This is a genomic window from Corallococcus sp. 4LFB, from assembly GCF_046520365.1.
GTDB classification, from domain to species: Bacteria; Myxococcota; Myxococcia; order Myxococcales; family Myxococcaceae; genus Corallococcus; species Corallococcus caeni.
Genome location: NZ_JBKGHJ010000046.1, coordinates 1 through 21,748, shown reverse-complemented (window position 1 = coordinate 21,748; position 21,748 = coordinate 1). Strand labels below are relative to the sequence as shown.

Annotated in this window: 20 protein-coding genes and 1 pseudogene; 15 read left to right on the top strand and 6 right to left on the bottom strand. The window is 71.2% G+C overall.

Annotated features, from left to right (window positions below):
- Positions 1–54: 54 nt before the first annotated feature.
- Positions 55–330 (bottom strand): hypothetical protein, encoded by a 276-nt coding sequence (locus tag ACLEQD_RS07965; protein ID WP_410382927.1) that lies wholly within the window; start codon positions 328–330, stop codon positions 55–57.
- Between the two features lie 324 nt (positions 331–654).
- Here ACLEQD_RS07965 and ACLEQD_RS07960 point away from each other — a divergent pair, with 324 nt between their 5' ends.
- The 5 genes from ACLEQD_RS07960 (at position 655) to ACLEQD_RS07940 (ending at position 4,950) form a co-directional block, all read left to right on the top strand.
- Positions 655–897 (top strand): hypothetical protein, encoded by a 243-nt coding sequence (locus ACLEQD_RS07960; RefSeq protein ID WP_171416921.1) that lies wholly within the window; start codon positions 655–657, stop codon positions 895–897.
- Positions 894–1,886, top strand: a complete 993-nt coding sequence (locus ACLEQD_RS07955; RefSeq protein ID WP_410382926.1) for an amidohydrolase family protein — start codon at positions 894–896, stop codon at positions 1,884–1,886. Before ACLEQD_RS07960 ends, ACLEQD_RS07955 begins: the two co-directional genes overlap by 4 nt.
- Before the next feature lie 100 nt (positions 1,887–1,986).
- Positions 1,987–2,367, top strand: coding sequence for a response regulator (locus ACLEQD_RS07950; RefSeq protein WP_014394116.1), 381 nt, complete (start codon positions 1,987–1,989; stop codon positions 2,365–2,367).
- An 85-nt stretch (positions 2,368–2,452) separates the two neighbouring features.
- Positions 2,453–3,289 carry an ABC transporter ATP-binding protein gene (locus ACLEQD_RS07945; protein ID WP_410382925.1) on the top strand — a complete coding sequence of 279 codons (837 nt, stop codon included), beginning with the start codon at positions 2,453–2,455 and terminating at the stop codon, positions 3,287–3,289.
- A complete protein-coding gene (locus ACLEQD_RS07940; RefSeq protein WP_410382924.1) occupies positions 3,286–4,950 on the top strand; it encodes a hypothetical protein in 1,665 nt (554 codons plus the stop codon). The genes ACLEQD_RS07945 and ACLEQD_RS07940 overlap by 4 nt, the downstream gene beginning before the upstream one ends.
- A gap of 10 nt (positions 4,951–4,960) precedes the next feature.
- Here ACLEQD_RS07940 and ACLEQD_RS07935 read toward each other — a convergent pair whose 3' ends face one another.
- Complete coding sequence (locus ACLEQD_RS07935; RefSeq protein WP_410382923.1) at positions 4,961–6,208, bottom strand: vWA domain-containing protein; 1,248 nt, start codon at positions 6,206–6,208, stop codon at positions 4,961–4,963.
- Positions 6,209–6,503: 295 nt separating this feature from the next.
- Between ACLEQD_RS07935 and ACLEQD_RS07930 the strand changes: the two genes are divergently transcribed.
- Both ACLEQD_RS07930 and ACLEQD_RS07925 read left to right on the top strand, forming a co-directional pair.
- Entirely contained in the window at positions 6,504–7,238 is a 735-nt protein-coding gene (locus ACLEQD_RS07930) for a histone deacetylase (RefSeq protein ID WP_410382922.1), read from the top strand.
- Between the two features lie 83 nt (positions 7,239–7,321).
- The gene (locus ACLEQD_RS07925) at positions 7,322–8,035 is read left to right on the top strand and encodes a hypothetical protein (RefSeq protein ID WP_410382921.1); all 714 of its coding nucleotides are present in this window, start codon (positions 7,322–7,324) and stop codon (positions 8,033–8,035) included.
- A 17-nt stretch (positions 8,036–8,052) separates the two neighbouring features.
- Here the strand turns inward: ACLEQD_RS07925 and ACLEQD_RS07920 are convergent, their stop codons facing one another.
- A complete protein-coding gene (locus ACLEQD_RS07920) occupies positions 8,053–8,748 on the bottom strand; it encodes a pirin family protein (RefSeq protein ID WP_410382920.1) in 696 nt (231 codons plus the stop codon).
- 90 nt (positions 8,749–8,838) lie between these two features.
- On the opposite strand from ACLEQD_RS07920, the gene ACLEQD_RS07915 reads away from it, so the two are divergent.
- From ACLEQD_RS07915 to ACLEQD_RS07880, 8 genes are all read left to right on the top strand, one after another.
- A complete protein-coding gene (locus ACLEQD_RS07915; RefSeq protein ID WP_338269852.1) occupies positions 8,839–9,237 on the top strand; it encodes a peptide chain release factor-like protein in 399 nt (132 codons plus the stop codon).
- A gap of 190 nt (positions 9,238–9,427) precedes the next feature.
- A complete protein-coding gene (locus ACLEQD_RS07910) occupies positions 9,428–12,658 on the top strand; it encodes a hypothetical protein (protein WP_410382919.1) in 3,231 nt (1,076 codons plus the stop codon).
- Positions 12,610–13,668: a hypothetical protein gene (locus ACLEQD_RS07905; protein WP_410382918.1), complete on the top strand. Its 1,059-nt coding sequence runs from the start codon at positions 12,610–12,612 to the stop codon at positions 13,666–13,668. The genes ACLEQD_RS07910 and ACLEQD_RS07905 overlap by 49 nt, the downstream gene beginning before the upstream one ends.
- A complete protein-coding gene (locus tag ACLEQD_RS07900) occupies positions 13,665–14,261 on the top strand; it encodes a type II secretion system protein J (protein ID WP_410382917.1) in 597 nt (198 codons plus the stop codon). Before ACLEQD_RS07905 ends, ACLEQD_RS07900 begins: the two co-directional genes overlap by 4 nt.
- Positions 14,258–14,689: a prepilin-type N-terminal cleavage/methylation domain-containing protein gene (locus ACLEQD_RS07895; protein ID WP_410382916.1), complete on the top strand. Its 432-nt coding sequence runs from the start codon at positions 14,258–14,260 to the stop codon at positions 14,687–14,689. The genes ACLEQD_RS07900 and ACLEQD_RS07895 overlap by 4 nt, the downstream gene beginning before the upstream one ends.
- On the top strand, positions 14,677–15,360 hold the full coding sequence (locus ACLEQD_RS07890; protein WP_410382933.1) for a PilW family protein: 684 nt from the start codon (positions 14,677–14,679) through the stop codon (positions 15,358–15,360). Before ACLEQD_RS07895 ends, ACLEQD_RS07890 begins: the two co-directional genes overlap by 13 nt.
- 26 nt (positions 15,361–15,386) lie before the next feature.
- Positions 15,387–16,022, top strand: a complete 636-nt coding sequence (locus tag ACLEQD_RS07885; protein WP_410382915.1) for a hypothetical protein — start codon at positions 15,387–15,389, stop codon at positions 16,020–16,022.
- A gap of 35 nt (positions 16,023–16,057) precedes the next feature.
- Positions 16,058–16,480 carry an HD domain-containing protein gene (locus ACLEQD_RS07880; protein ID WP_338274325.1) on the top strand — a complete coding sequence of 141 codons (423 nt, stop codon included), beginning with the start codon at positions 16,058–16,060 and terminating at the stop codon, positions 16,478–16,480.
- Between the two features lie 79 nt (positions 16,481–16,559).
- Here the strand turns inward: ACLEQD_RS07880 and acnA are convergent, their stop codons facing one another.
- The 3 genes and pseudogenes from acnA to ACLEQD_RS07865 form a co-directional block, all read right to left on the bottom strand.
- A complete protein-coding gene (gene acnA, locus ACLEQD_RS07875) occupies positions 16,560–19,295 on the bottom strand; it encodes an aconitate hydratase AcnA (RefSeq protein WP_410382914.1) in 2,736 nt (911 codons plus the stop codon).
- A gap of 128 nt (positions 19,296–19,423) precedes the next feature.
- On the bottom strand, positions 19,424–20,695 hold the full coding sequence (locus tag ACLEQD_RS07870; RefSeq protein WP_410382913.1) for a phospholipase D-like domain-containing protein: 1,272 nt from the start codon (positions 20,693–20,695) through the stop codon (positions 19,424–19,426).
- Positions 20,696–20,796: 101 nt separating this feature from the next.
- Positions 20,797–21,748 (bottom strand): annotated as a pseudogene (locus tag ACLEQD_RS07865) (hypothetical protein); the annotation flags it as partial.

The window sequence follows — 21,748 nt, the reverse complement described above, 5'->3', positions numbered from 1 at the left end:
CGCAGTGAAGCGCGGAGCCCGTGGCTTTACAACCCGTGACCCCGGGGAGGGGGCCTAGTTCATCGACGCGGAGGCAGGGGCCTCCGGGTGCAGGGTGAGGCCCTGCGCGTCCGGCGCCAGCCGCACCTGCACGGGCACGCCCTGGGAGCGGTACTCCGCGAGGGAATCCGCCGCCGCGTCGAGCAGCTGCTGGTAGCGGTCCTCCAGCTCCACCGCGATCAGAAGCATGGTCTCACCGGCGTCCGCCACGCCCGGCCGGTACACCTGGCACCGCTGGAATCGCGCCCAGCGACCGTTCTGCATCTTCACAAGCTCGCCGTCGTAAGCCATGCGCAGCACCTCTTGAGTGAAATCCGACGGACGCAATCTAGAGGCGAATCCGGGCGCTGTCATCCCCCTGTTTGAAAATTCGTAAACCCTTCGGAGTTACGGGCACTTGCCAACACTCCAGGGCATGCCCAGGGGGGCCGCGGCGGCCGGGCCCGCGCAAAATGTAAACTGGAACACTGTCAACGCGGTTAACCTGTACCGGGGTCCAATGCCGCGTCGCGCTGTCAACACTCCGTGAACCTGGCGGCCCGGGTGGGGCGGCCGGGGGGACGGGGCGGGACTGACGCGTGGCAGGCGGGAGGGGCATCCCTTAGATTCCAGCGGATGAAGTTGCCCCTGCCGTTCCGTCGCGACCGTCCCATCATTCCGTCCGCCAACGCGCAGGATCACGCGGAGCGGTTGATCGCCGAGTCCCTGCGCATGCTCGGCCAGGTGTGTTCGAAGGTCGCGGACGCCATCGAGGCGCAGCGGCTGGAGCGCCAGGGTTACGCGCACAACAGCTACCTGCGGCGCCTGGACGACGAGGAGGACGCGAAGAAGCCCTCCGGACCGGGCACGGGCGGATGACGGCTCCCCGGGAGCCTCCCGGCCACGTGCACCCGCCCGAGCCTCAGGACGACGACGCGCCCGTGCCGTGCCTGGCGTCCTCGCCGGCGCTGACCTGGCGGGAGCAGGGCATCCAGCTGCCCATGCCCGCGCTGGCGGACGAGGAAGGGCCCCGCGTGGACCCCGGCCTGCCGCCCGTCGTGGACGCGCACGTGCACCTGTTCCCCGACCGCGTCTTCGAGGCGGTGTGGCGCTGGTTCGACCGGTACGGCTGGCCCATCCGCTACAAGCTGCACACGCCCCAGGTGGTGTCCTTCCTGCTGTCCCGGGGCGTCGAGCGCGTGGTCGCCCTGCACTACGCCCACAAGCCGGGCATGGCGCGCGCCCTCAACGCCTACGTGGCCCAGGTGGCCAGGGCCGAGCCCCGCGTCATCGGCCTTGGCACCGTGTACCCGGGCGAGCCCGACGCCGTCGCCATCCTGGAGGAGGCGTTCGCCCTGGGCCTGAAGGGCGTGAAGCTGCACTGCCACGTGCAGGCCTTCTCCCCGGACGCGCCCCAGCTGCACGCGCTCTACGCGGCGTGCGCCCGGGCGGGGAAGCCGCTCGTGATGCATTCAGGGCGGGAGCCGTCCAGCCCCCAGTACCCGGTGGATCCGCACCAGCTCTGTAGCGCGGAGCGCGTGGAGCGCGTGCTGAAGGATCATCCCACGCTGAAGCTGTGCGTGCCGCACCTGGGGGCGGACGAGTTCGACGCGTACGCGCGCCTGCTGGAGCGCTACGACACGCTCTGGCTGGACACCACCATGGCGGTGGGCGGCTACTTCCCCGTGCCCCTGCCGCAGAAGGCGCTGGAGGTGCGGCCCGGGCGCATCCTCTACGGGACGGACTTCCCCAACATCCCCTATGCGTGGGACCGGGAGCTCCGGGCGCTGGCCGGGCTGGGGCTGGACGAGGCCGCGCTCGCGGGCGTGCTGGGCGGCAACACGCTGGCGCTCTACGCGGAGTGTTGAAAAGAAACGAAGGCCCTTCCGCAATGAAGGGGGCATTCCCATCTTCGACCCCATAGAATCGCGGTCCCCGAAGACGCCGCCACTCCAGAGGCTCCTGCCCATGTCGAACTTCATCCTGGTCGTCGACGACGACGCGAGTCACCGCACGCTCATCTGCGATGCCCTCCAGGAGATGGGGTATGCCACCATCGAGGCCAAGAACGGCCGCGAGGCGTTGGATCTTCTCGAGGACGACATCCCGGGCGCCGTGCTGCTGGACCTGCGCATGCCCGTCATGAGCGGCTGGGGCCTGCTGGACGCGCTCAAGAAGATGCCGCGGGCGCGCAACCTGCCCATCATCATCATCTCCGGCTACGGCTTCGAGTGGGAGGCGGAGCTCGTGGGCGCCGCCGGCTACATCTCCAAGCCGGTGGACCTGGACAAGGTGCGCACCACCGTGCAGCAGATCGTCGGGCCGCCGGAGGTGGCCATGGTGCACTGAGCCGGGAAGCGCCCGTCAGGCCGCACCATCCGTCAACCCGAGGATTGTGGGCGGCCCCTGGAGGCATGGTGTGATGGCGTCCTTCATGACGCCCCCCTCCTCCGCAGAACCGGCCGGCCCCGAGCTGGCCATCGACGCTCGCGGCCTCGTCAAGCGCTTCGGCACCTTCACCGCGCTGGACGGCCTGGAGCTTCAGATTCCGCGGGGCGCCTTCTACGCGTTCCTCGGCCCCAACGGCGCCGGCAAGTCCACCTCCATCGCGCTGCTCACCGGCGTGTACGGGCCCGACCAGGGCTCCATCCGCATGCTCGGCGTGGACGCCGTGGCGAAGCCCCTGGAGGTGAAGCAGCGCGTGGGCGTGGTGCCGGAGGAGCTGAGCCTCTTCGAGCGCCTCACCGGCCGACAGTACCTCACCTTCTGCGCGCGCATGTACGGGCTGGACGGCGCCCAGGCCGCGGCGCGCGCGGTGGAGCTGCTGGAGCTGACGGAGCTCACGTACAAGGCCGGCGCGCTGGTGTCGGAGTACTCCAAGGGCATGCGCCGCCGGCTGGCCATCGCCGCGGCGCTCATCCACGCGCCGGAGCTGGTGCTGCTGGATGAGCCCTTCGAGGGCATCGACGTGCTCGCCGCGGGCGTCATCCGGGAGCTCTTGCGCGAGCTGTCCCGCCGGGGCGTGACGCTGCTGCTCACCACGCACGTGCTGGAGATCGCCGAGCGGCTGGCCACGCACGCGGGCGTCATCCGGGGCGGGCGCATGCTGGATCAAGGCCCGGTGGAGCAGCTCCGCCAGCGCCACGGCGTGTCCTCGCTGGAGGCGGTGTTCGAGAAGCTGATCGCCGTGCCGGCCGCGCGCAACGCGAAGCTGTCGTTCTACGCGGAGCCGGCCGCGAACGTGGTGCCGCTGCGGCGGGAGTCCGCGTGAGCCGCCCGCGCCCGCCCGTCCCCGGCTTCTTCCAGCACCTGCTGCTCCTCTGGGGCCTGCGCCTGCACCTGGGCCTCAACCAGGGGCCGGGCAAGAGCCGCCTGCTCGCGGTGGCGGCGTTCCTGGGCTCCAGCGCGCCGGGCGTGCTGCTGGGCTTGAGCTTCTTCAAGCTGATGCGGCTGCCGCTCATCGTCCACAGCAACGTGTGGCCGTACTTCATCCTCAACCTGCTGTGCTTCGTCACCGCCGCCACGTGGGTGACGTGGCCGCTGTTGTCCGCGGGCGTGGATGACCACTCGGAGCTGTCGCGCTACGCGGCGTTCCCCATCTCGCCGTTCCGGCTGTTGATGGGCTCCACGGTGGCGAGCCTCTTCGAGCCGCGCGCGCTGGTGTTCTACGCGCCCCTCACCGGCGCGGCGGTGGGCTATGCGTCGCGCCACCGGCTGGCGTCGCCGTGGCTGGCGGCGGTGCTCTACGTGCTGTTCGCGCTCTTCTGCGCGGCGTGGAGCCGGGTGGGCCTCTACACGGTCATCAACGTGCTGAGGGCGAAGCACAGCGCGCGCATCATGGGCGGCGGCATGGTGGCGTTCCTGGTGGCCGCGTCGTTCATCCCGCCCATCGACACGTCGTGGCTCACCAGCGTGGGCGAGGCGGGCGTGGGCGCGCTGGACATGAGCCTCATCATCAACGCGGCGGTGGCGCTCAGCCAGGTGCCGCCGGGCTTCTTCGGGGACGGCCTGGGGCAGCTCGCGCACGGGCGCGTGGGCATCGCGCTGCTGGAGGCCTTCGGGCTCCTGTTCTTCACCGCCATGGGCATGACGGTGGCGTACGCGCTCCTGATGCGCTTCCACCGGCAGGCGGGAGGCCGCTCCGGCGGCGACCGGGGGGACGGGAAGGACAGCGACCCCTTCGCCACCACGGGCTCGCGCTTCGACACGCTCCTGCGGCGCGAGGTGCTGGACCTGTGGCGCAACCCCCGCGCGCGGCTCTTGGCGGCGGTGCCCTTCATCCTGGCCATCCTGCTGAAGCTGCTCTCCGGCCGGGACCTCTTCGTGTACCTGCTGGGCGGCAGCGCGGATGCGTGGGTGATGGGCGGCCTGAGCATCTACGGCGCGGTGGTCATCGCGTCCACGTTCTCCCAGAACACGTTCGCGTATGACGGGCACGGCTTCGCGGTGTTCCTGGCGGCGCCCATGAGCCTGGCGGACGTGCTGCGCGCGAAGAACCGGGTGCAGGGCGTGGCGGCGCTGGGGATGGCGGTGCTGGTGGGCGCCTTCTACCGGGTGTACTTCGGCTCGGGCACGCTCGTGGACTTCCTGTGCGCCATGGTCGCGGTGGCGGCGGTGGTGCCCATGCTGCTGGCCGCGGGCAACTTCCTGTCGCTGTACTTCCCGGTGAAGTTCCACGCGAGCCTCAAGCGGCGCGACCGCGTCCCCCTCACCGCGTCCATGCTGGGCATCCTCGCGGCCAGCGTGGGCTGCATGCCGTTTGGCCATGCGCTGCGGGCGGCGGGGAAGGACGGGCCGGGCTGGCAGTCCGTGGCCTTCATCGCCGCCTTCGCCGTGCTCCACTTCGGCGTCTACCTGGCGACGCGGCCCCTGGCGATGCGCCTGCTGGAGCAGCGCCGGGAGGTCGTGCTGCGCGCGGTGACGCGCGAATAGCTGGGAGCCCTCAGTACGCGACGCCGAACTTCGCGGCCTGGGCCTTCACGCTCTTCATCACGTTGGCGTCGAAGGCGTCCTCCTTGGTGGCCGCGTTCTTCGCGAGCCACTGGTCGCGCTCGGTGGCGAGCTTCGCGACCTTCTCCTCCAGCACCTTGCGCTCGGCGGCGAGCTGCTTCACCTTCGCGGCCCGCTCCTCCTTCTTGAGGCCCTTGAGCTCCTGGGGCAGCTCGTCGTCCTTGAGGGTGTCGAGCGCGGCCGGCTTCTCCAGCAGGTCCACCGCCCCCCCGATGGCCACGGGCGCGCTGCTCACCGCCGCGGCGCTGGGGGCGCTCAGGCCCGCGCCCCGGCTCTTCTTCATGTAGCTGATGCGGTCCGCGACGGCCTCCGCGGCCATGCCCTTGGTCGCCTCCGAGCGGGCGAGGTTCATCTCCCGGACCTCCTTGCGGCCGCCATAGAGCGTCTTGCCCGCCAGCTCCGCGTTCACGCGCGACAGCTCCGCGTCATAGGGCGTGGCCACCGCCACCATGCCGCCCGACGCGTCGATGGAGTCGAACGTCCCGTCCGTCAGCTTCGCCACGTAGCGCCAGGACACCTCGGTGCTCGCGTCCGCGCCGCAGCGCACCGTGTTCACCACGATGTGGCGCTCCTTCGCGCGCTTGGACCACAGCTTGAAGTCCCAGGCGGCCTCGCGCTCGGCGGGGGGCGCGTCGCCCACCAGGAAGACGACCTTCATCACCTCGCGGTCCTGGCTCCACTTGAGCAGCGACACGGCCTCTCCCAGGCCGCGCCCCACGTGCTCCGGGAAGTCCCCGCCCCCGTTCGCCTCCAGCTTGCGCAGCTCCGCGAACATGGAGTCCATGTCGTCGCTCAGCTCGAAGCGCTTCGTCACGTAGGCGTCCCCCACGTCCCGGTACGCCACCAGCGCCACCTTGAGGTGCGGCGTGGGCTTGCCCTTCGCGATGCGCGACGCGATGGAGAAGATCTTCTGCTTCGCGCCCTCCAGCAGGCCGCCCATGGACCCCGTCGTGTCCAGCACGAAGGCCACTTCGATTTCGGGCCGCGCACCCTGCGGCTGCACCTGCGCGCCCTGGCCCTGCGCCTGCGCGCCCTGCACGGAGGGCTTCGCTTCGGCGGCGGGCGGGGGCTTCACGGGCGGATTGGCGTGGACGGGCGTGACGGCCCAGGCGGAGGTGGCGGACAGACCGGTGGCGAGCGCGGCCGTCAGGACGGCCCGCGAGAGGGGCTTCAGGTTCATGGGTGTGGGCTCCGGAAACGGACGTCGCGGGCGGGTTTTTCCGCACCGCCTGCTCCTGTAACGGACAGGCCCGCCGGAAGGTCTAAGCCCCCGGTTGCGGCCCCCGGAAACCGGCGTTACGCCCCGGGTCCGTGCGCGTCTTCCACCTCGACAGGTACTCCGTCCCCCTGCCCGACGGGCACCGCTTCCCCATGGAGAAGTACCGGCTGCTGCGCGAAATCCTGCTCGCGCGCGGCATCCTGCCCCGGCCGCCTTCCACGAGGCCCCCCGCGCGGAGCGGGCCGACCTGGAGCGCGTGCACACCCCGCGCTACCTGGACGCCTTCTTCGGCGGCACCCTCACGGACGCGGAGCTGCGCCGGCTGGGCTTCCCCTGGTCCCCCTTGCTCGTGGACAACGCGCGCGCGTCCGTGGGCGGCACCCTGGCCGCGGCCCGCGCCGCCCTGGAGGACGGCTTCGGCGCGAACCTGGCCGGCGGCACGCACCACGCCTTCCCGGACCACGGGGAGGGCTTCTGTGTCTTCAACGACATCGCCGTGGCCATCCGCGTCCTCCAGGCGGAAGGGGCCCTCCGCCGCGCGGTGGTGGTGGACCTGGACGTGCACCAGGGCAACGGCACCGCGGCCACCTTCGCGAATGACGCGTCCGTCTTCACCTTCTCCATGCACGGCGAGCACAACTTCCCCTTCCGCAAGCAGCCCTCGCATCTGGACCTGGGGCTGGAGGACGGCGTGGGGGACGCGGAGTACCTGGCCGTGCTCGACGCCCACCTGCCCCACGTCCTGGAGTCCGCGCACGCCGACCTGCTCTTCTTCCAGGCCGGCGTGGATCCGCTGGCGGAGGACACCCTGGGCCGGCTGTCGCTCACCCACGCGGGGCTGCGCGAGCGAGACCTGCGCGTCATGCGCGCGGCGAAGGAGCGCGGGCTCCCCGTGGTGCTCACCCTGGGCGGCGGCTACGCGAGGCCGCTGGCGCCGTCGCTGGAGGCCCACGTCGGGACTTATCTCGCGGCGTGTTCGTTGTTCCGCTGACGCCCGCCGTCCCCCGGGCCGCTTGCGGGTGCTCGCGCCCCGGCCCCATGCTCACCCCTGCCTCCCACCCCTGGAGCCCGCTCATGTCGCGTCCCCTTCCCCGTCTTGCCACCCTCGCCTGCGCGCTGGCCCTGGGCTGCGGCAGCGGCGGGCCCTTCTACCGTCTGGACTGGGGAGGCGCGGACACCATCACCGCCGCGCCCGGCGACTCCGTCCCCTATGAGATCGCCGTCCAGCGCATCGCGGACAACCTGGGCGAGGTGCGCGTCAGCGCGGCCAGCGCCCCCGCGGGCGTCACCTTCGGCCCGGCGTTCTCCCTCCCGGAGGGGGAGACCATCGTCAAGGCCACTCCCACGCTCACGGTGGACCCCAGCGTCACGGCCTACGGCGTGGGCGCGCTGCAGCTCGTCGCCGAGGACCCCGCCAACAACGTCACCGCCACCAGCGGCATCGCCGTGGTCATCCTCCAGCCGCCCGAGCCCAATGAGGCCTTCTCCATCTCCGTGGAGCCGCGCCAGGTGAACCTGACGCCGGGCCAGTCCGGACAGGTGACGGTGACGGTGACGCGCGCGGAGGGCTTCACCGGCCCGCTCACCCTCACGCTCGAGACCCCCTCCAACACCACGCGGCTCGGCATCGACCCGGTCACCCTGGCCGCGGGCGAGACGACCGCGCAGGTGCGCGTCACGACGGACCGCTCGCTCTCCGTGCTGCCCTACGTGGTGAAGTTCGTGGCCACCGACGAGCAGGGGCGCACCGCCAAGACGGGCTTCACGTTCAACCTGAACCTCACCTGAGGCCCGCGAGGCCAGCATCAAGCCAGGTCGAACAGCAGCGCCTCCGTGGGCGTCGTCGCTTCCAGCATCAGCGCCGTCTCCTCCGACACCGCCACGCCGTCACCGGCCTTGAGCGCCACGCCGTTGAGCGTGGCCTCGCCCCGGATGACCTGGAGCCAGGCGTGGCGGCCGGGCTTGAGCGCGGACTCCACCCGCTGGCCCACGCCCAGCTCCGTGGCGGACAGCACCACGTCCTGGTGCACCGTCAGCGACCCGTCCCGTCCGTCGGGCGACGCCACCACGCGCAGGCGGCCCTGGCGCTCCTGGGGCGCGAAGCGCTTCTGCTCGTAGCCCGGGGGCAGGCCCTGGCGGTCCGGCAGCAGCCATATCTGCAAGAAGTGCAGCGGCGCATCCAGCGGGTTCATCTCGCTGTGCACCACGCCCGTGCCCGCGCTCATGCGCTGCACCTCGCCCGGGCGGATGAGGGCGCGCGTGCCCAGGCTGTCCTCGTGCTCCACCGCGCCGCTCACCACGTAGGTGAGGATCTCCATGTCCCGGTGCGGGTGCTGGCCGAAGCCCCGGCGCGGCGCGACGGTGTCCTCGTTGATGACGCGCAGCGCGCGGAACCCCATGAAGTCCGGGTCGTAGTAGTCCGCGAACGAAAAGGTGTGGTGGGTGTCGAGCCAGCCGTGCTCCGCGTGGCCCCGCGCTTCCGACGTCCGGACGTACATCATGCGGGTGCTCCCTCCTCCTGCCGGTGTCACCGCCAGGTGTCAGGAGAGCAGTACCGATGGCGTCCCCCCGGCGCTACCTTGAGGACCGACATGACGCCGACCCTGCCCATCGCTCCCCCAGCACGACGCCAGGCCGCCCGGGAGGCCCTCGCCCTGGATGACGAGGCCCTGCTGAAGGTCTGCGACGTGGAGTTCTTCATCGCCTCCGGACCCGGCGGCCAGCACCGCAACACCACCGCCAGCGGCGTGCGCCTCACCCACCCGCCCACGGAGCTGTCCGTCACCGCCACCGAGCGCCGCAGCCAGTCCCAGAACAAGGACGCCGCCGTGCGCCGCCTGCGCGCGGGCCTGCAGGCCCTCACCTTCGTGCCCAAGGTCCGCAAGGCCACCCGCCCCACCCTGGGCTCCAAGCGCAGGCGCCTGGAGGAGAAGAAGCGCACCTCGCAGAAGAAGGCCGGCCGGGGCGGCAGGCTGGGCGACCAGGCCTAGCGCCGCTATGCAGGACGTGCGGACCTCGCAAGCTTTGCGTAGCCGCTGACACCGCCTGCCCACAACGGCACGGTTTCTTTCCAGGGCCCTCCCAGCAGGGGAGCCCTCCGCCGCCAGGGCACACCGTGTGCACACCGAGGGTGACCCCTGACCCCAGGGGGTCTGTTGGCCCCCAACCCCCGGTGAACCCTTGGCTCCCCTCTCCTCCAGAATCTCCGCGTCGCGGCGAATCCTGCTGGGCCTGGCGCTGCTGACGGCGCTGCCGGCCTCCGCCACGGACATCGTCACCTTCAGCCAGGGCGCGCTCATCATCCCGGAGCAGGCGACCTTCCAGCAGGGCTGCGGAAGCCTGTCGGCCTACGGCCTGGTGTGGCGCCTCCTGCAGTCCAACGAGGCGGGCGGCTTCAACGCCAACCACCCGGTGACGGTGTACCTGGCCATCGACGACACGAAGCGGTCCCCCAACCGCTGCGTGCCCACCAACAAGCACCTGCCGCCGTCGCCGAACAACGGCCAGTGGAACGACCCCAGCTGGAACGACGGCTGCGACTTCCACATCAGCCGCTCGGACGCGGCGCCCGTCGTGCCGGTGCCGCCCCTGCAGGCGCTGCCCGCCGGGGGCCTGTTCCCCGAAGCGGACGTGGACAACTTCACCACCAGCACGGCCGAGGCGCGGCCGAACTTCACGCGCGCGACGCTGAACACCGCCAGCAACTTCCGCGACGTCCAGTACATGGGCGGCGCGTTCATCATCGACGCGAAGGACGCGAAGAACGCGCTCGACTTCCTGAACTCCTCCACCGGGCCGGACGCGCCGAACAAGTTCCGCACGCCGTGCGACTGCGACACGTTCACCAACGGCAGCGGCTGCTTCTACGTGCGCATGCACCAGGCCACCATCGAGTTCAACGCGCCCATCGGCCGGCGCCTCAACCGCGTGCCCCCGAAGATCGCCCTGCTGGACCGGGACGACCACGACTCCGGCGACCACTCCTACGTGAAGGGCGGCATGCTGGACGACTACCTGCGCAACGCGGGCCTGGACTTCCCGGGCGCGGGCGGCTGTCCCCAGGGCACCACGAAGACGTGCACCCGCAACGGCGGGCAGCCCGGCCTCATCTACGACGCGCTCCACGCCAACGCGGACCTAGTCTCCACCTCCGCGTTCCCCCACGGCCTGCTCAACGCCGTGGACCCGGCCACCCAGCGCCCCCGCTACCGCGTGTTCTGGGCGCCGCACTGGGAGCTGGGCGACAGCACGCGCCCCGAGTACCGCGACAACGGCGACGGCGCCGCCAACCAGGCGGAGAACGTCCTCAACAACATCGCGTTCTTCACCAACCAGCGCGGCAACGGCCTGTTCGCCGAGTGCGCCAGCATCTGGTCCTACGAGCACACCCAGCGCCCGGACAGCTCGCTGGTGCCGTCCTCGCGCTTCCAGGGCGACGGCGTCTTCGAGAAGAACAAGCTCGACAACGGCGCCAGCTGGAACGGCCGCAACTGCACGGACCCCGACTACCGCAACGAGTCCTCGCCGCGGCCCGCGTGCATCCTCTACCCCAACCCGGGCGACCCCTTCTCCCAGCTGGGGGACTTCCGCTTCAACAACGTGGCGGGCCACACGGAGAACTACCGGACGACCTACAAGAACGGCGTGCGGCGGCTGGCGGTGAGCTGGAAGGACTACGCCCCCGGCAACCAGTACGACAACGCGACGCAGGTGGCGGCGGACGTGGACCATCGCGGCCACGACTTCTTCTCCTTCAACCAGAAGGACAATGATCCGCAGAAGGCCACCGTCGTCTACCTGGCGGGCCATGACTTCAAGGGGAGCGTCGCGGGCACGCGCATCGTGCTCAACACGCTGCTCAACCTGGGCAGCGAACCGCTGCAGAGCGAGCGCACCGTGTCCGCGCCGGTGGCGCTGGACGACACCAACGGCAGCGACAGCAACGGCTCGCGCGCCCTCCTGTTCAAGACGTCCTACAACGCCGTGACGGGCTACCCGCCCGGCGCGGACACGTACACGCCCGCGCAGGGCTCGCACTGGGTGTTCCCCTACTACCCGGGCACGCTGCGCGCGCACTCGCTCATTGGCGGGGACGCGCTCGCCAACGGGGAGAACTCGCTGTCGGACGGCACCCTGTGGAACGCGGACGCGCGCCTGCCCGCGCCCGGCGACCGCAACCTCTTCACCTACTTCGGCGGCGAGGTGACGCAGAACCCGCCGCTGGGCGCCGGCCGCTCCGCGCCGCACGGGGTGCTGCAGGTGGGCTGGCAGCCGGAGGAGGTCTCCGGCACGCGCATCAACAAGAGCTACGGCACGGCCCCCAACCCCAACTGCGTGGACGTGCTGAAGCTCAGCCGCGCCCAGGCCCGCGACGGCACCTTCCGCTACGACTTCGTGAAGGGCGGCGACGGCGTCTGTGACCTGCAGCAGGCGACGCAGTACTCGCCGCAGCTGGGCGGCTCCGACTTCGGCATCACGAACGAGCTCATCAACAAGGGGCAGCTGCTCAACGACTTCAACGCGGTGGCGATGATGCTCCAGCGCGTGCGCGGCTACTGCTACGCCACGGTGTCCGGCCGCGACGGCGCCAACGAGACGCCCATCCTCCAGCCCACCAACGCGCAGTGCAACAACGACGCCGCGGACAACAAGGCGCACCTGGGCGGCTTCATCCACTCGTCGCCCGTGGTGGTGCCCGCCAGCACCTTCATCCCGGACCGCAACGCCGCGCGGCCCACGGTGGCCTACGCGGCGGGCCTGGACGGCCAGGTCCACGCCTTCTACGTCTCCGGCGGCGCGCGCTACGACGGCCCGGCGGAGGCGCTCCAGTTCCCCAACCCGGACGCCAGCGCGCGCTTCAAGACGGACTTCGCCCAGCGCTTCCGCAACGGCACCACGCCCCTGCCCGGCACGGAGCTCTGGAGCTTCCTGCCGGCCACGCAGCTGTCGGGCCTGCGCAACAACACCGCGCGGGTGAACAGCGCGCCCGTCGTCTTCGACGTGTTCGCGGACTTCGTGGGCACCGGCCGCCGGGAGTGGCACACGGTGCTCGTCGCCAACGTGGGCCAGACGGGGCGCGACCTGTTCGCCCTGGACGTGACGAACCCGCTCAAGCCCGTGCTGCTGTGGCACCTGGTGGGCAGCCACTACGCCACCTCCAGCGCGCCGCACGCCGTGGTGGCGCTGGCGGACCGGGGCCTGGGCGGCACGGACTGGACGTACACCTGGGACGAGGACTCCAGCCTCTTCCTGCTGCCGCCGCGCGCGGACCCGGGCCGCGCCCCCAGCGGCCTCTATGACTACAGCGGCCTGGGCGGCTCGCGCGGGCTGTCCGTGGGCGTGAGCTGGGCGGGCTGTCGCCCGTGTACACCGTCTTCGTCGCCTCCAGCAGCTCCGGCGCGCCGGCGGTGACGGGCTCGCCGGGCTCTCCCGCCAAGGGCGTGCAGGTGTTCGCCATCGACGTGGCCACCGGCCAGAAGCTGTGGCAGTGGCAGCAGGCCTACGCCAGCAGCGTGGACAACAGCGCGCCGGCCGCGCCCACCGTGTCGCAGGACTCGAGCGGCGCCGCGCGCCTCTACGTGGGCGACATGGAGGGCCGGCTCTGGGAGCTGGACGCGTCCACCGGCATGAACGTCAACGTGGCGCGCCTGGGCCCCGTGTGCAGCGACGCCGCGCCCTGCAAGTACACGGCGATGAACATTGGCGGGCTGCCCGTCACCAGCCAGCCCATCAGCACCAACGTGGGCCTGGCGCGCATCCCACGCGACGCGGCGGACACCTCCGCCTTCGGGCAGTACAAGGGCAAGGTGGTGGCCCTGGTGGGCACCGCCGGCATGGACTGGGTGCCGGACTCCGTGGGGGGCCGCTTCCACGCGCTGCTCCTGGACGCCGGCCTGCGCCTGCCCCTGGGCGTGGACGGCAAGCGGCTGGACGGCTCGCCCATCAGCGCGAACCTGGCCCACACCGAGGCCACCACCTACGGCGTCCTCCAGGAGCCCGCGCCCTTCCCCCTCGTGTTCGCCGCGCCCGAGCACGTCTACGGCAACATCACCATCGCGGGGCGCACCGCGTACTTCAGCACCGCGGAGGAGTCCGTGAACGACCCCATGCTGCTGAGCGCCTCCGTGCGCGGCCACACGTACAGCCTCGACCTGGGCGACACGCCCACCGCGCAGGGGGACATCCAACCGATGAGCGGCGCGTCGCTGGCCAACTACGGCGGCGTGGCCGTCTACCACCGCGACAGCGGCGGCACGTCCCAGGACTACATCGTGGGCGCGGAGGTGAGCGCCCTGCGCGTCACGCGCATCGACAACGGGAGCAACGAGGGGGCCTCCAGCCCCACCTCGAAGAACTCCGTGGCCGGCGAGAACGGCGTGCTCTACCAGCTCCTCAACTGGAGCCAGAGGTTCCTCGAATGAGAGCCCTTCCCTCTTCCTCCCGCCGGGGCAGCGGCCTGCTGGAGGTGCTCATCTCCATGAGCGTCCTGGCGCTGGCGGCCGTGGGCGCCGTGATGGGCATGGTGGCCGCCACCCGCGACGTGAAGGACGGCCAGGTGCTCCAGGGGCGGCGCATGCTGCTGGAGGCGCGCGTCCAGCGGCTGTGGCTGGCGTCCAAGCTGGAGCTGGCGAACCAGGCCGTCGCGCGGCCCGCCATCTACCCGTCGGAGCTGGCCCTGGGCGCGGCGCCCTGGCAGCTGGACCCCAGCACGCCGCAGGCGGGCGACGTGGGCACCGGCGCCTACTTCCGCGTGCGCCCCACGGGCCAGGTGGAGCCGGCGCTGGACGTGCCCAGCGGCACGCCCTGCGACGCCACCACCCCGGACACGGTGCTGCCCCGCGACGTCTACTGCCGGGAAATCCTCGTGACGCAGGGGCTGCCCAGGGACCTGCCGCCCGCGGCCCAGGCCCTGGTGCCCGCCGGGGCCCTGCCCTTCACCTTCTGGACGCGCGCGTTCCGCAAGGGCGACAGCCTGGAGCGCGCCATCGTGCACAGCGAGGTGTTCGTCCAATGAGGCTCCGGTCGAAGCTCCGGGCGAAGACGCGCGGCATGACGCTGCTGGAGACGATGGTGGCCGCGGCGCTCGCCACCATCATCCTCGCGGCGGCCACGGCGCTGCTGCTGGCGGGCGGGCGCGTGGTGCACAACACGGAGCACGTGGCGGACAGCCACGACCACGCGCGGCTCGCGGGAGAGACGCTGCTGTCCGCGGTGCGCCAGGCCGGCGCGGGCATGTCCGAGGGCCTCTGGGTGGTGTCCGGCGGAACGCCCCAGCGCATCAACCCGTCTTCGGCGGGGACGGCGCGGGCACGGGCGTGCTCGCCGCCACCACGTCCGGCAACGCGCCGGGCACGGACGGCAGCGACGACCTGTGGCTGGTGGTGCCGGACCGCAACTACCTGGGCCGCGACTGCGCGCCGGGCGCGGCGATGTCGGTGGTGAAGAGCGGCACCGGCCCCATCGAGGTCAACTGCGTGGGCACGCCCAGCGGCGCCGCGCCCGCCAACCCGATGCTGGTGGCCAGCAACATGAAGAGCGGCGCGCTGCTCACCCAGGCGTCGGTGACGAGCACCCCGCCCACGGCCACGGTGAACTACCTGGAGGCCGGCGTGCCGGGCTTCTCCAACGCGCCCCACAAGGGCGGCTTCCAGCGCACGGACATGGTGTACCCCGTGCGGCTGTTGCACTTCTTCATCGGGACGAACCCGGTCAACGGCCGCAAGGCGCTGATGCGCGCGGAGGGCAAGCCCGGCGGTGACGTGGCGGGGCGCCCCTTCGTGGACATGGGCGCCCCGGTGGTGGTGCAGGACTTCGTGGAGGACCTCCAGGTGGCCTTCGGCGTCGACGCCACGAACTCGGGCGACCCGGCCCACTACGACTTCCAGAACGGCTTCAAGCCCGAGTACACGCCGGGCCTGCGCTCGGTGCGCGTCAGCGTGGTGGCCACGGGCCGCTCGTCCCGCCGCGACACGCGGGACCAGGCCGTCCTCTCCGAGGACCTGCCGCTCACGGTGGAGAACCACACGCCCGCCGCCGTCCCCGCGGACGGCTACTTCCGCAGCCTCTTCTCGCGCCGGGCGGAGCTGCCCAACCTGGCCTCGGCCAGCCTGTGAGTCCGTCCTCCGTGAGGTCCTCCGCCATGTCCCCGCGCCCTTCGTCCAGAGCCCCCCGCGCCACCCGCGGCGCCACGCTGCTGCTCGTCGTGCTGCTCGTCACCGTGCTCCTGGGCCTGGTGGCGGGCGTGATGGCCTACGCCAGCAGCGAGCGCACGCGCGCCGTGACCTCCAGCCGCACGGGCCAGCGCCAGGGCTGCGCGGAGAGCGGCCTGCAGCTGGCGCGCGCCTACTTCGGCCGCAACTTCGCGAAGTGGAACACCTTCCTGGGCGCGCCGTCCGTCTACGACCCCATCGCCTCGCCCACCAACCCGTCGCCCGCCAACCCGCGCACCGCCGCCGGCCGCGCGGCCATCAAGGCGGTGAACCCGGCGCTGTTCGCGGACCTGGACGGCGACGGCAAGGACGACGTGTACCTCTACGTCCGGGACAACGAGGACGAGCTCAAGCCGCTCCCCCCCGAGTGGAACCGCGACAATGATCAGAACGTCGTCGTGGGCGCCCTGTGCATCAGCGAGACGCTGATTCCGCGCCGGGGGGACAACAACCAGCTGGACCCCAACGCGCTCGCCGTGGAGGGGCTGCTCAAGTCCAGCGGCGGCGGCGAGGTCTACTCGGCGCAGGCGGGCGGCGGCACGGGCTCCGGCAACATGAACCATTGAGCCGTGAGCCCGCCGGGCGTGCGAAGCTCGGGCCCATGCCCACGCTCGAAGACGCCATCGCCCTGGCGGTGGCCGCGCACCAGGGTCAGCGCGACAAGGCAGGACAGCCCTACATCCTCCACCCCCTGCGGGTGATGCTGCGTCTGTCATCCGACGCGGAGCGCACCGCGGCCATCCTCCACGACGTGGTGGAGGACACGCCGTACACGCTGGAGCGCCTGCGGGAGATGGGCTACCCGGAGGACGTGCTGTCCGCGCTGGACTGCCTGACGAAGCGCGAGGGCGAAAGCTACGAGGCCTTCATCGAGCGGCTGCGCCCCCACCCCCTGGCCCGCCGCGTGAAGCTGGCGGACCTGGAGGACAACATGGACGTGCGCCGGCTGAAGGACGTCACGCCCAAGGACGCCGAGCGCCTGTCGCGCTACGTGGCCGCCTGGACGCGCCTGCGCGCGGAGTAGCGCGGGAAAGACGACGGCCCGGCGACCCTCGGCGTGAAGCGAGGGCGGCCGGGCCGCGAACCAGCATGACGCGCGCGCCTTACGCCTTGGCGAGCTGGCGGAGCACGTACTGGAGGATGCCGCCGTTGCGGTAGTAGTCGAGCTCGTTCGGCGTGTCGATGCGGCACAGCGCCGTGAACTCGATGGGGCCCTTCTCACCGGTGGCCTTCACGGTGAGCTTCTTCTGCGGCGCCAGCCCCTCCGCGATGCCGGTGATCTCGAACGTCTCGTGGCCGGTGAGGCCCAGCGACTGCGCGTCCTGGCCCGCCTCGAACTGCAGGGGCAGCACGCCCATGCCCACGAGGTTGGAGCGGTGGATGCGCTCGAAGCTCTTGGCGATGACGGCCTTCACGCCCAAGAGCTGCGTGCCCTTGGCCGCCCAGTCGCGGCTGGAGCCCGTGCCGTACTCGGCGCCCGCGAGCACCACGAGCGGGGTGTTGTCCGCCTGGTACTTCATGGACGCGTCGTAGATGCTCATCCGCTCGCGCGTGGGGATGTGCACCGTGACGCCGCCCTCCACGCCCGGAACGAGCAGGTTCTTCAGGCGGATGTTGGCGAAGGTGCCGCGCACCATCACCTCGTGGTTGCCGCGGCGCGCGCCGTAGGAGTTGAAGTCCTTGGGCTCCACGCCCTCCGCCATGAGGTACTTCGCGGCGGGGCTCGTCTTCGCGATGTTGCCCGCGGGGGAGATGTGGTCCGTCGTGACGGAGTCACCCAGGAGCGCCAGCACGCGCGCGCCCTTGATGTCCTGCACGGCCTTGGGCTCCTTCGGGAGGTTCTCGAAGAAGGGCGGCTTGCGCACGTAGGTGGACTTCTCATCCCACTTGAACGTGGAGCCCTTGCTCACCTGGAGCTGCTGCCAGAGCGCGTCGCCTTCCATGGCGTTGGCGTACTGGCTGCGGAACTGCTCCGGCTTCACGGCCGTGCGGATGGTCTCCTTGATCTCCTCGTTGGACGGCCAGATGTCCTTGAGGAACACCGGGCGGCCGTTGGGGTCGGTGCCCAGCGGCTCGTTGTCCAGGTCGCGGCCCACTTCACCGGCCAGCGCGTACGCCACCACGAGCGGGGGGCTCGCCAGGTAGTTCATGCGCACGTGCGGGTTGATGCGGCCCTCGAAGTTGCGGTTGCCGGACAGCACGGCCGCCACCACCAGGTCGCCCTCCACCACGGCGTTGGACACGGACTCCGGCAGCGGGCCGGAGTTGCCGATGCAGGTGGTGCAGCCGTAGCCCACGACGTGGAAGCCCACGGCCTCCAGGTAGGGCAGCAGGCCCGCGTCGCGCAGGTACTCCGTCACCACGCGGCTGCCCGGGGCCAGGGACGTCTTCACCCAGGGCTGCGGCTTGAGGCCCTTCTCCACGGCCTTCCTCGCCAGGATGCCCGCGGCCACCAGCACGGCCGGGTTGGACGTGTTGGTGCAGGACGTGATGGACGCGATGACCACCGCGCCGTGGCCCACCTGGTAGCTCTGCTTGCCCGCCTTCACGGTGACGGACTGGGCCAGCCGCTCCGGGGCCACCGGGGCCGCGGGGGCCTTCGCGCCGCCCTTGGGGCCCTCGTCGTCCTCGCCCTTGCTCTTGCCGGCGGACAGCATCTCCACCAGCGACGCCTCGTACCCGGCCTTCATGTCCTTCAGGGGCACGCGGTCCTGCGGGCGCTTGGGGCCCGCGAGGCTGGGCACCACGGCGGCCAGGTCCAGCGCCAGCGTGTCGCTGAAGAGCGGCTCCTGGGCGCCGGCGTTGAACCACAGGCCCTGCTCCTTCGCGTACGCCTCCGTCAGCGCCACCACGTCATCCGGGCGGCCGGTGAAGCGCAGGTAGTTGCAGCTCTCCTCGTCCACCGGGAAGAAGCCGATGGTGGCGCCGTACTCCGGGGCCATGTTCGCGATGGTGGCGCGGTCCGGCAGCGACAGGTTCTTCAGGCCCTCGCCGTAGAACTCCACGAACTTGCCGACGACGCCCTTCTTGCGAAGCATCTGCGTGACCGTGAGCACCAGGTCCGTGGCCGTCGCGCCCGCGGGCAGCTTGCCGGTGAGCTTGAAGCCCACCACCTGCGGAATCAGCATCGTGATGGGCTGGCCCAGCAGCGCGGCCTCCGCCTCGATGCCGCCCACGCCCCAGCCCACCACGCCCAGGCCGTTGATCATCGTGGTGTGGCTGTCCGTGCCCACCAGCGTGTCCGGGTACACCGTCTTGCCCTGGCGGAACGTCACCTGCGCCAGGAACTCCAGGTTCACCTGGTGGCAGATGCCGATGTCCGGCGGCACGACGCCAAAGCCCTTGAACGCGCTCTGGCCCCAGCGCAGGAAGGCGTAGCGCTCGCGGTTGCGCTCGAACTCCAGCTCCGCGTTCTCCTTGAAGGCCGCGGTGGTGGCGAACGAGTCGATCTGCACCGAGTGGTCGATGACCAGGTCCGCCGGGTTGCGCGGGTTGATCTTCGCGGGATCACCGCCCATGGCGGCCAGGGCCTCGCGCATGGCGGCCATGTCCACGACGGCCGGCACGCCGGTGAAGTCCTGGAGCAGCACGCGCGCGGGGTGGAAGGAGATCTCCGTCTCCGGGGCGGCCTTGGGGTCCCAGGCGAGCATCTTCTCGATGTGCTCGCGCTTGACGACGCGGCCGTCCTCGTTGCGCAGCAGGTTCTCCAGCAGGACCTTCAGCGAGAACGGGAGGCGGTTGACCGCCGGGTGGGCCTTCGCCAGCGTGGCCAGGCTGAAGTAGTCGTAGGTGGCCGAGCCGACCTTGAGCTGGGCCTTGGTGCCGAAACTGTCCGTCATGTGCGTTGCCGTCCTTCCGTGCCGGAATGACGCAACTTCTAGGCGTGTCCCCCCCGGCATGCAAAGGGTTCCTGCACTGCGTTGAAGACGGTGGACGGTTGCCTTGGCCCCCGGGCTTACGGCCCCGCTCAGAGCGCCTTGCGGAAGAAGTACAGCACGCGCTCCACGGCCTTCTGCCAGAGGGGCCGGCGGCGGAAAGCGGCCAGGTCCACCTCGCGGCAGTTGCCGCAATCCAGACGGAACGAGTCCTCCAGCTCGCGCCCCAGCCGGGGATCCGCGAAGACGGCATTCACTTCGTGGTTGAAGGCCAGCGACAACCGTTCCAGGTTGAACGACCCGATGGTGCCCCACACGCCGTCCACGACGGCCGTCTTGGCGTGCAGCACGCCCCGGCGCCACTCGAAGATGCGGATGCCGGCCTCCATCAGCGGCTCGTAGAAGGCGCGCGTCGCGTGCTCGAGGAACGGGTGGTCGCTCTTGCCCCCGTTGAGCAGCAGGCTCACCTCCACGCCGCGCGTCGCCGCGTCCTTGAGCGCGGCCACCATGCGCCGGTCCGGCACGAAGTAGCCCGCGGCGATGAGCACGCTGGCCCGCGCGCGCTGGATGGCGTGCAGGTACGCGCGGTGGATGCTGCGGCGGCTGGACAGCACCGCCAGTCCCACGTCCCCCCGGGGCAGCAGGGCCCTGGGCGCGTGCGCCCCGCCGCGGATGCGGCGGCGCAGCCGGCTCAGGCGGTCGCGGAACATCATCCGCCACGTGGCCAGGAAGCGCCGCTCCAGCTCGTGCACCGCCGGGCCTTCAATCCGCAGCACGTCGTCGCGCCACGCCACGCCCTGCCCCTCCGGGGCCCAGTGCGCCGCGATGTTCACCCCGCCCGTGAAGGCCACCGTGCCGTCCACCACCAGGATCTTCCGGTGGTCCCGGCGCAGCAGGTGGCGCAGCCCGCGCTGGAGGCTGAAGGGCTTGAACGCCCGCACGTCCACGCCGCGCTGGCGCAGGCCCTCGAAGAAGCTCTTGCGGCTGGTCCACGAACCGACGGCGTCGTAGAGCACCTTCACGTGCACGCCGCGCTCGGCGGCCTCCGCCAGCGCCTGGCCGAAGAGCTCGCCCACCGCGTCGGTGACGAACATGTACGTCTCCAGGCGGATGGAGCGGCGCGCGCGGCGGATGGCCTCCAGCATCTCCGGGTAGGCCTCCACGCCGTCGCGCAGCAGGCGGCACGCGTTGCCCTGGAGGGTGGGGTGGTGCTGCGGCAGGTAGTAGCGGGCGAGCAGGCGCCGGGACACCCCGTCGCTCCACACCGGAGCGTGCTCGGGCACCGGCCCCGCCGGGCGCGCCAGTCCGGGCGCCGCGGGAACCAACCCTTCCGTCTGTCCCTCCTCCCCCGCCAGCTCACGCATCACCCTCTTGAGGGTGGGAACGGGGGGAGGGACCGGCAACCCGGACGGGCCCTGCCCGCCTCCCTGGCGGGGTTGCACCGTCCGCCAGACAACGGCCGGGACTACAGGCCGTATTCGATGCGCTTGTTCTCCGCGCGCGTGGCGCACGGCTGGTCGTACTCGGGGAAGTACTCGCGCATGTGGTCCAGCGTGGAGGCGGCCTGCTTGTAGTGGCCCTGGTTGTAGTAGCCCTCCACCTCCAGCAGCAGCTTGGAGCAGGTGCGGTCCAGCTCCATCTGCGCGCGCTTCATGGCCTCCTGGGCCTCGAAGTAGAGGTCCGGCTTGGGGTCCGGGTGGGCTTCCAGCATCAGCCACGCCTCGCGGAAGGACTTCCAGGCCTCGTAGCGGTTGCGCGCGCCGATGTCCGGCGTGTCGAAGTTCTTGCGGCCCTTCTTGAAGGACTCGTTGGCGGTCTGGATGAGCTGCTGCGTGGAGAGCTGCTCCGGGAGCAGCGCGCGCTCCACCCAGACGTTCCACACGCGCCAGGTGTCCTCGCCGGGCGGGTTGCGGGTGTTGTCGAAGATGATGCGGTTGGGCTCGCCCTTGCGCAGCTGCTGGGGCGGGATCATCAGCTCCAGCGAGCGCTCCTGGCTGGCCATCGTGTCCGGGGGCACCTTGCCCACGTCCACGCCGTTGACGCTCACCACCACCTCGTCCTTGGAGATGCCCTGGGCCTGGTAGTGGAGGATGACCACCGCGCGCGTCGCGGCGACGAACTCCCACTCGAAAACCTTCATGTCCGGCCGGTTCCAGGTGACGCCGTCGCCCAGGCCGAACGAGTCGTTGATGGGCTGGTTGGACAGGCGCACGGGCTCCTCGCCCTTCTGCACCTTGTCGTCGCCGCCCAGCACCAGCCAGTACATGAGGGCGAAGAGGCCCAGCACCACCACGCCGCCGCCGGCCATCACGCCCGCGCGGACCTTGGAGTTCGCCTCCGCCCAGAACAGGCGCAGGTTGGCCACCAGGCCCGGCGTCTCACGGCGGATGCGGGCGCGCTCGGCCGCGGACAGGCCG

What these genes read in the sequence shown, in the direction of transcription:
- ACLEQD_RS07965 (WP_410382927.1), bottom strand. Translation starts at nt 330, where the DNA reads ATGGCTTACGACGGCGAGCTTGTGAAGATGCAGAACGGTCGCTGGGCG.
- ACLEQD_RS07960 (WP_171416921.1), top strand. Translation starts at nt 655, where the DNA reads ATGAAGTTGCCCCTGCCGTTCCGTCGCGACCGTCCCATCATTCCGTCC.
- ACLEQD_RS07955 (WP_410382926.1), top strand. Translation starts at nt 894, where the DNA reads ATGACGGCTCCCCGGGAGCCTCCCGGCCACGTGCACCCGCCCGAGCCT.
- ACLEQD_RS07950 (WP_014394116.1), top strand. Translation starts at nt 1,987, where the DNA reads ATGTCGAACTTCATCCTGGTCGTCGACGACGACGCGAGTCACCGCACG.
- ACLEQD_RS07945 (WP_410382925.1), top strand. Translation starts at nt 2,453, where the DNA reads ATGACGCCCCCCTCCTCCGCAGAACCGGCCGGCCCCGAGCTGGCCATC.
- ACLEQD_RS07935 (WP_410382923.1), bottom strand. Translation starts at nt 6,208, where the DNA reads ATGAACCTGAAGCCCCTCTCGCGGGCCGTCCTGACGGCCGCGCTCGCC.
- ACLEQD_RS07925 (WP_410382921.1), top strand. Translation starts at nt 7,322, where the DNA reads ATGTCGCGTCCCCTTCCCCGTCTTGCCACCCTCGCCTGCGCGCTGGCC.
- ACLEQD_RS07920 (WP_410382920.1), bottom strand. Translation starts at nt 8,748, where the DNA reads ATGATGTACGTCCGGACGTCGGAAGCGCGGGGCCACGCGGAGCACGGC.
- ACLEQD_RS07915 (WP_338269852.1), top strand. Translation starts at nt 8,839, where the DNA reads ATGACGCCGACCCTGCCCATCGCTCCCCCAGCACGACGCCAGGCCGCC.
- ACLEQD_RS07900 (WP_410382917.1), top strand. Translation starts at nt 13,665, where the DNA reads ATGAGAGCCCTTCCCTCTTCCTCCCGCCGGGGCAGCGGCCTGCTGGAG.
- ACLEQD_RS07895 (WP_410382916.1), top strand. Translation starts at nt 14,258, where the DNA reads ATGAGGCTCCGGTCGAAGCTCCGGGCGAAGACGCGCGGCATGACGCTG.
- ACLEQD_RS07890 (WP_410382933.1), top strand. Translation starts at nt 14,677, where the DNA reads ATGTCGGTGGTGAAGAGCGGCACCGGCCCCATCGAGGTCAACTGCGTG.
- ACLEQD_RS07885 (WP_410382915.1), top strand. Translation starts at nt 15,387, where the DNA reads ATGTCCCCGCGCCCTTCGTCCAGAGCCCCCCGCGCCACCCGCGGCGCC.
- ACLEQD_RS07880 (WP_338274325.1), top strand. Translation starts at nt 16,058, where the DNA reads ATGCCCACGCTCGAAGACGCCATCGCCCTGGCGGTGGCCGCGCACCAG.
- acnA (WP_410382914.1), bottom strand. Translation starts at nt 19,295, where the DNA reads ATGACGGACAGTTTCGGCACCAAGGCCCAGCTCAAGGTCGGCTCGGCC.
- ACLEQD_RS07870 (WP_410382913.1), bottom strand. Translation starts at nt 20,695, where the DNA reads ATGCGTGAGCTGGCGGGGGAGGAGGGACAGACGGAAGGGTTGGTTCCC.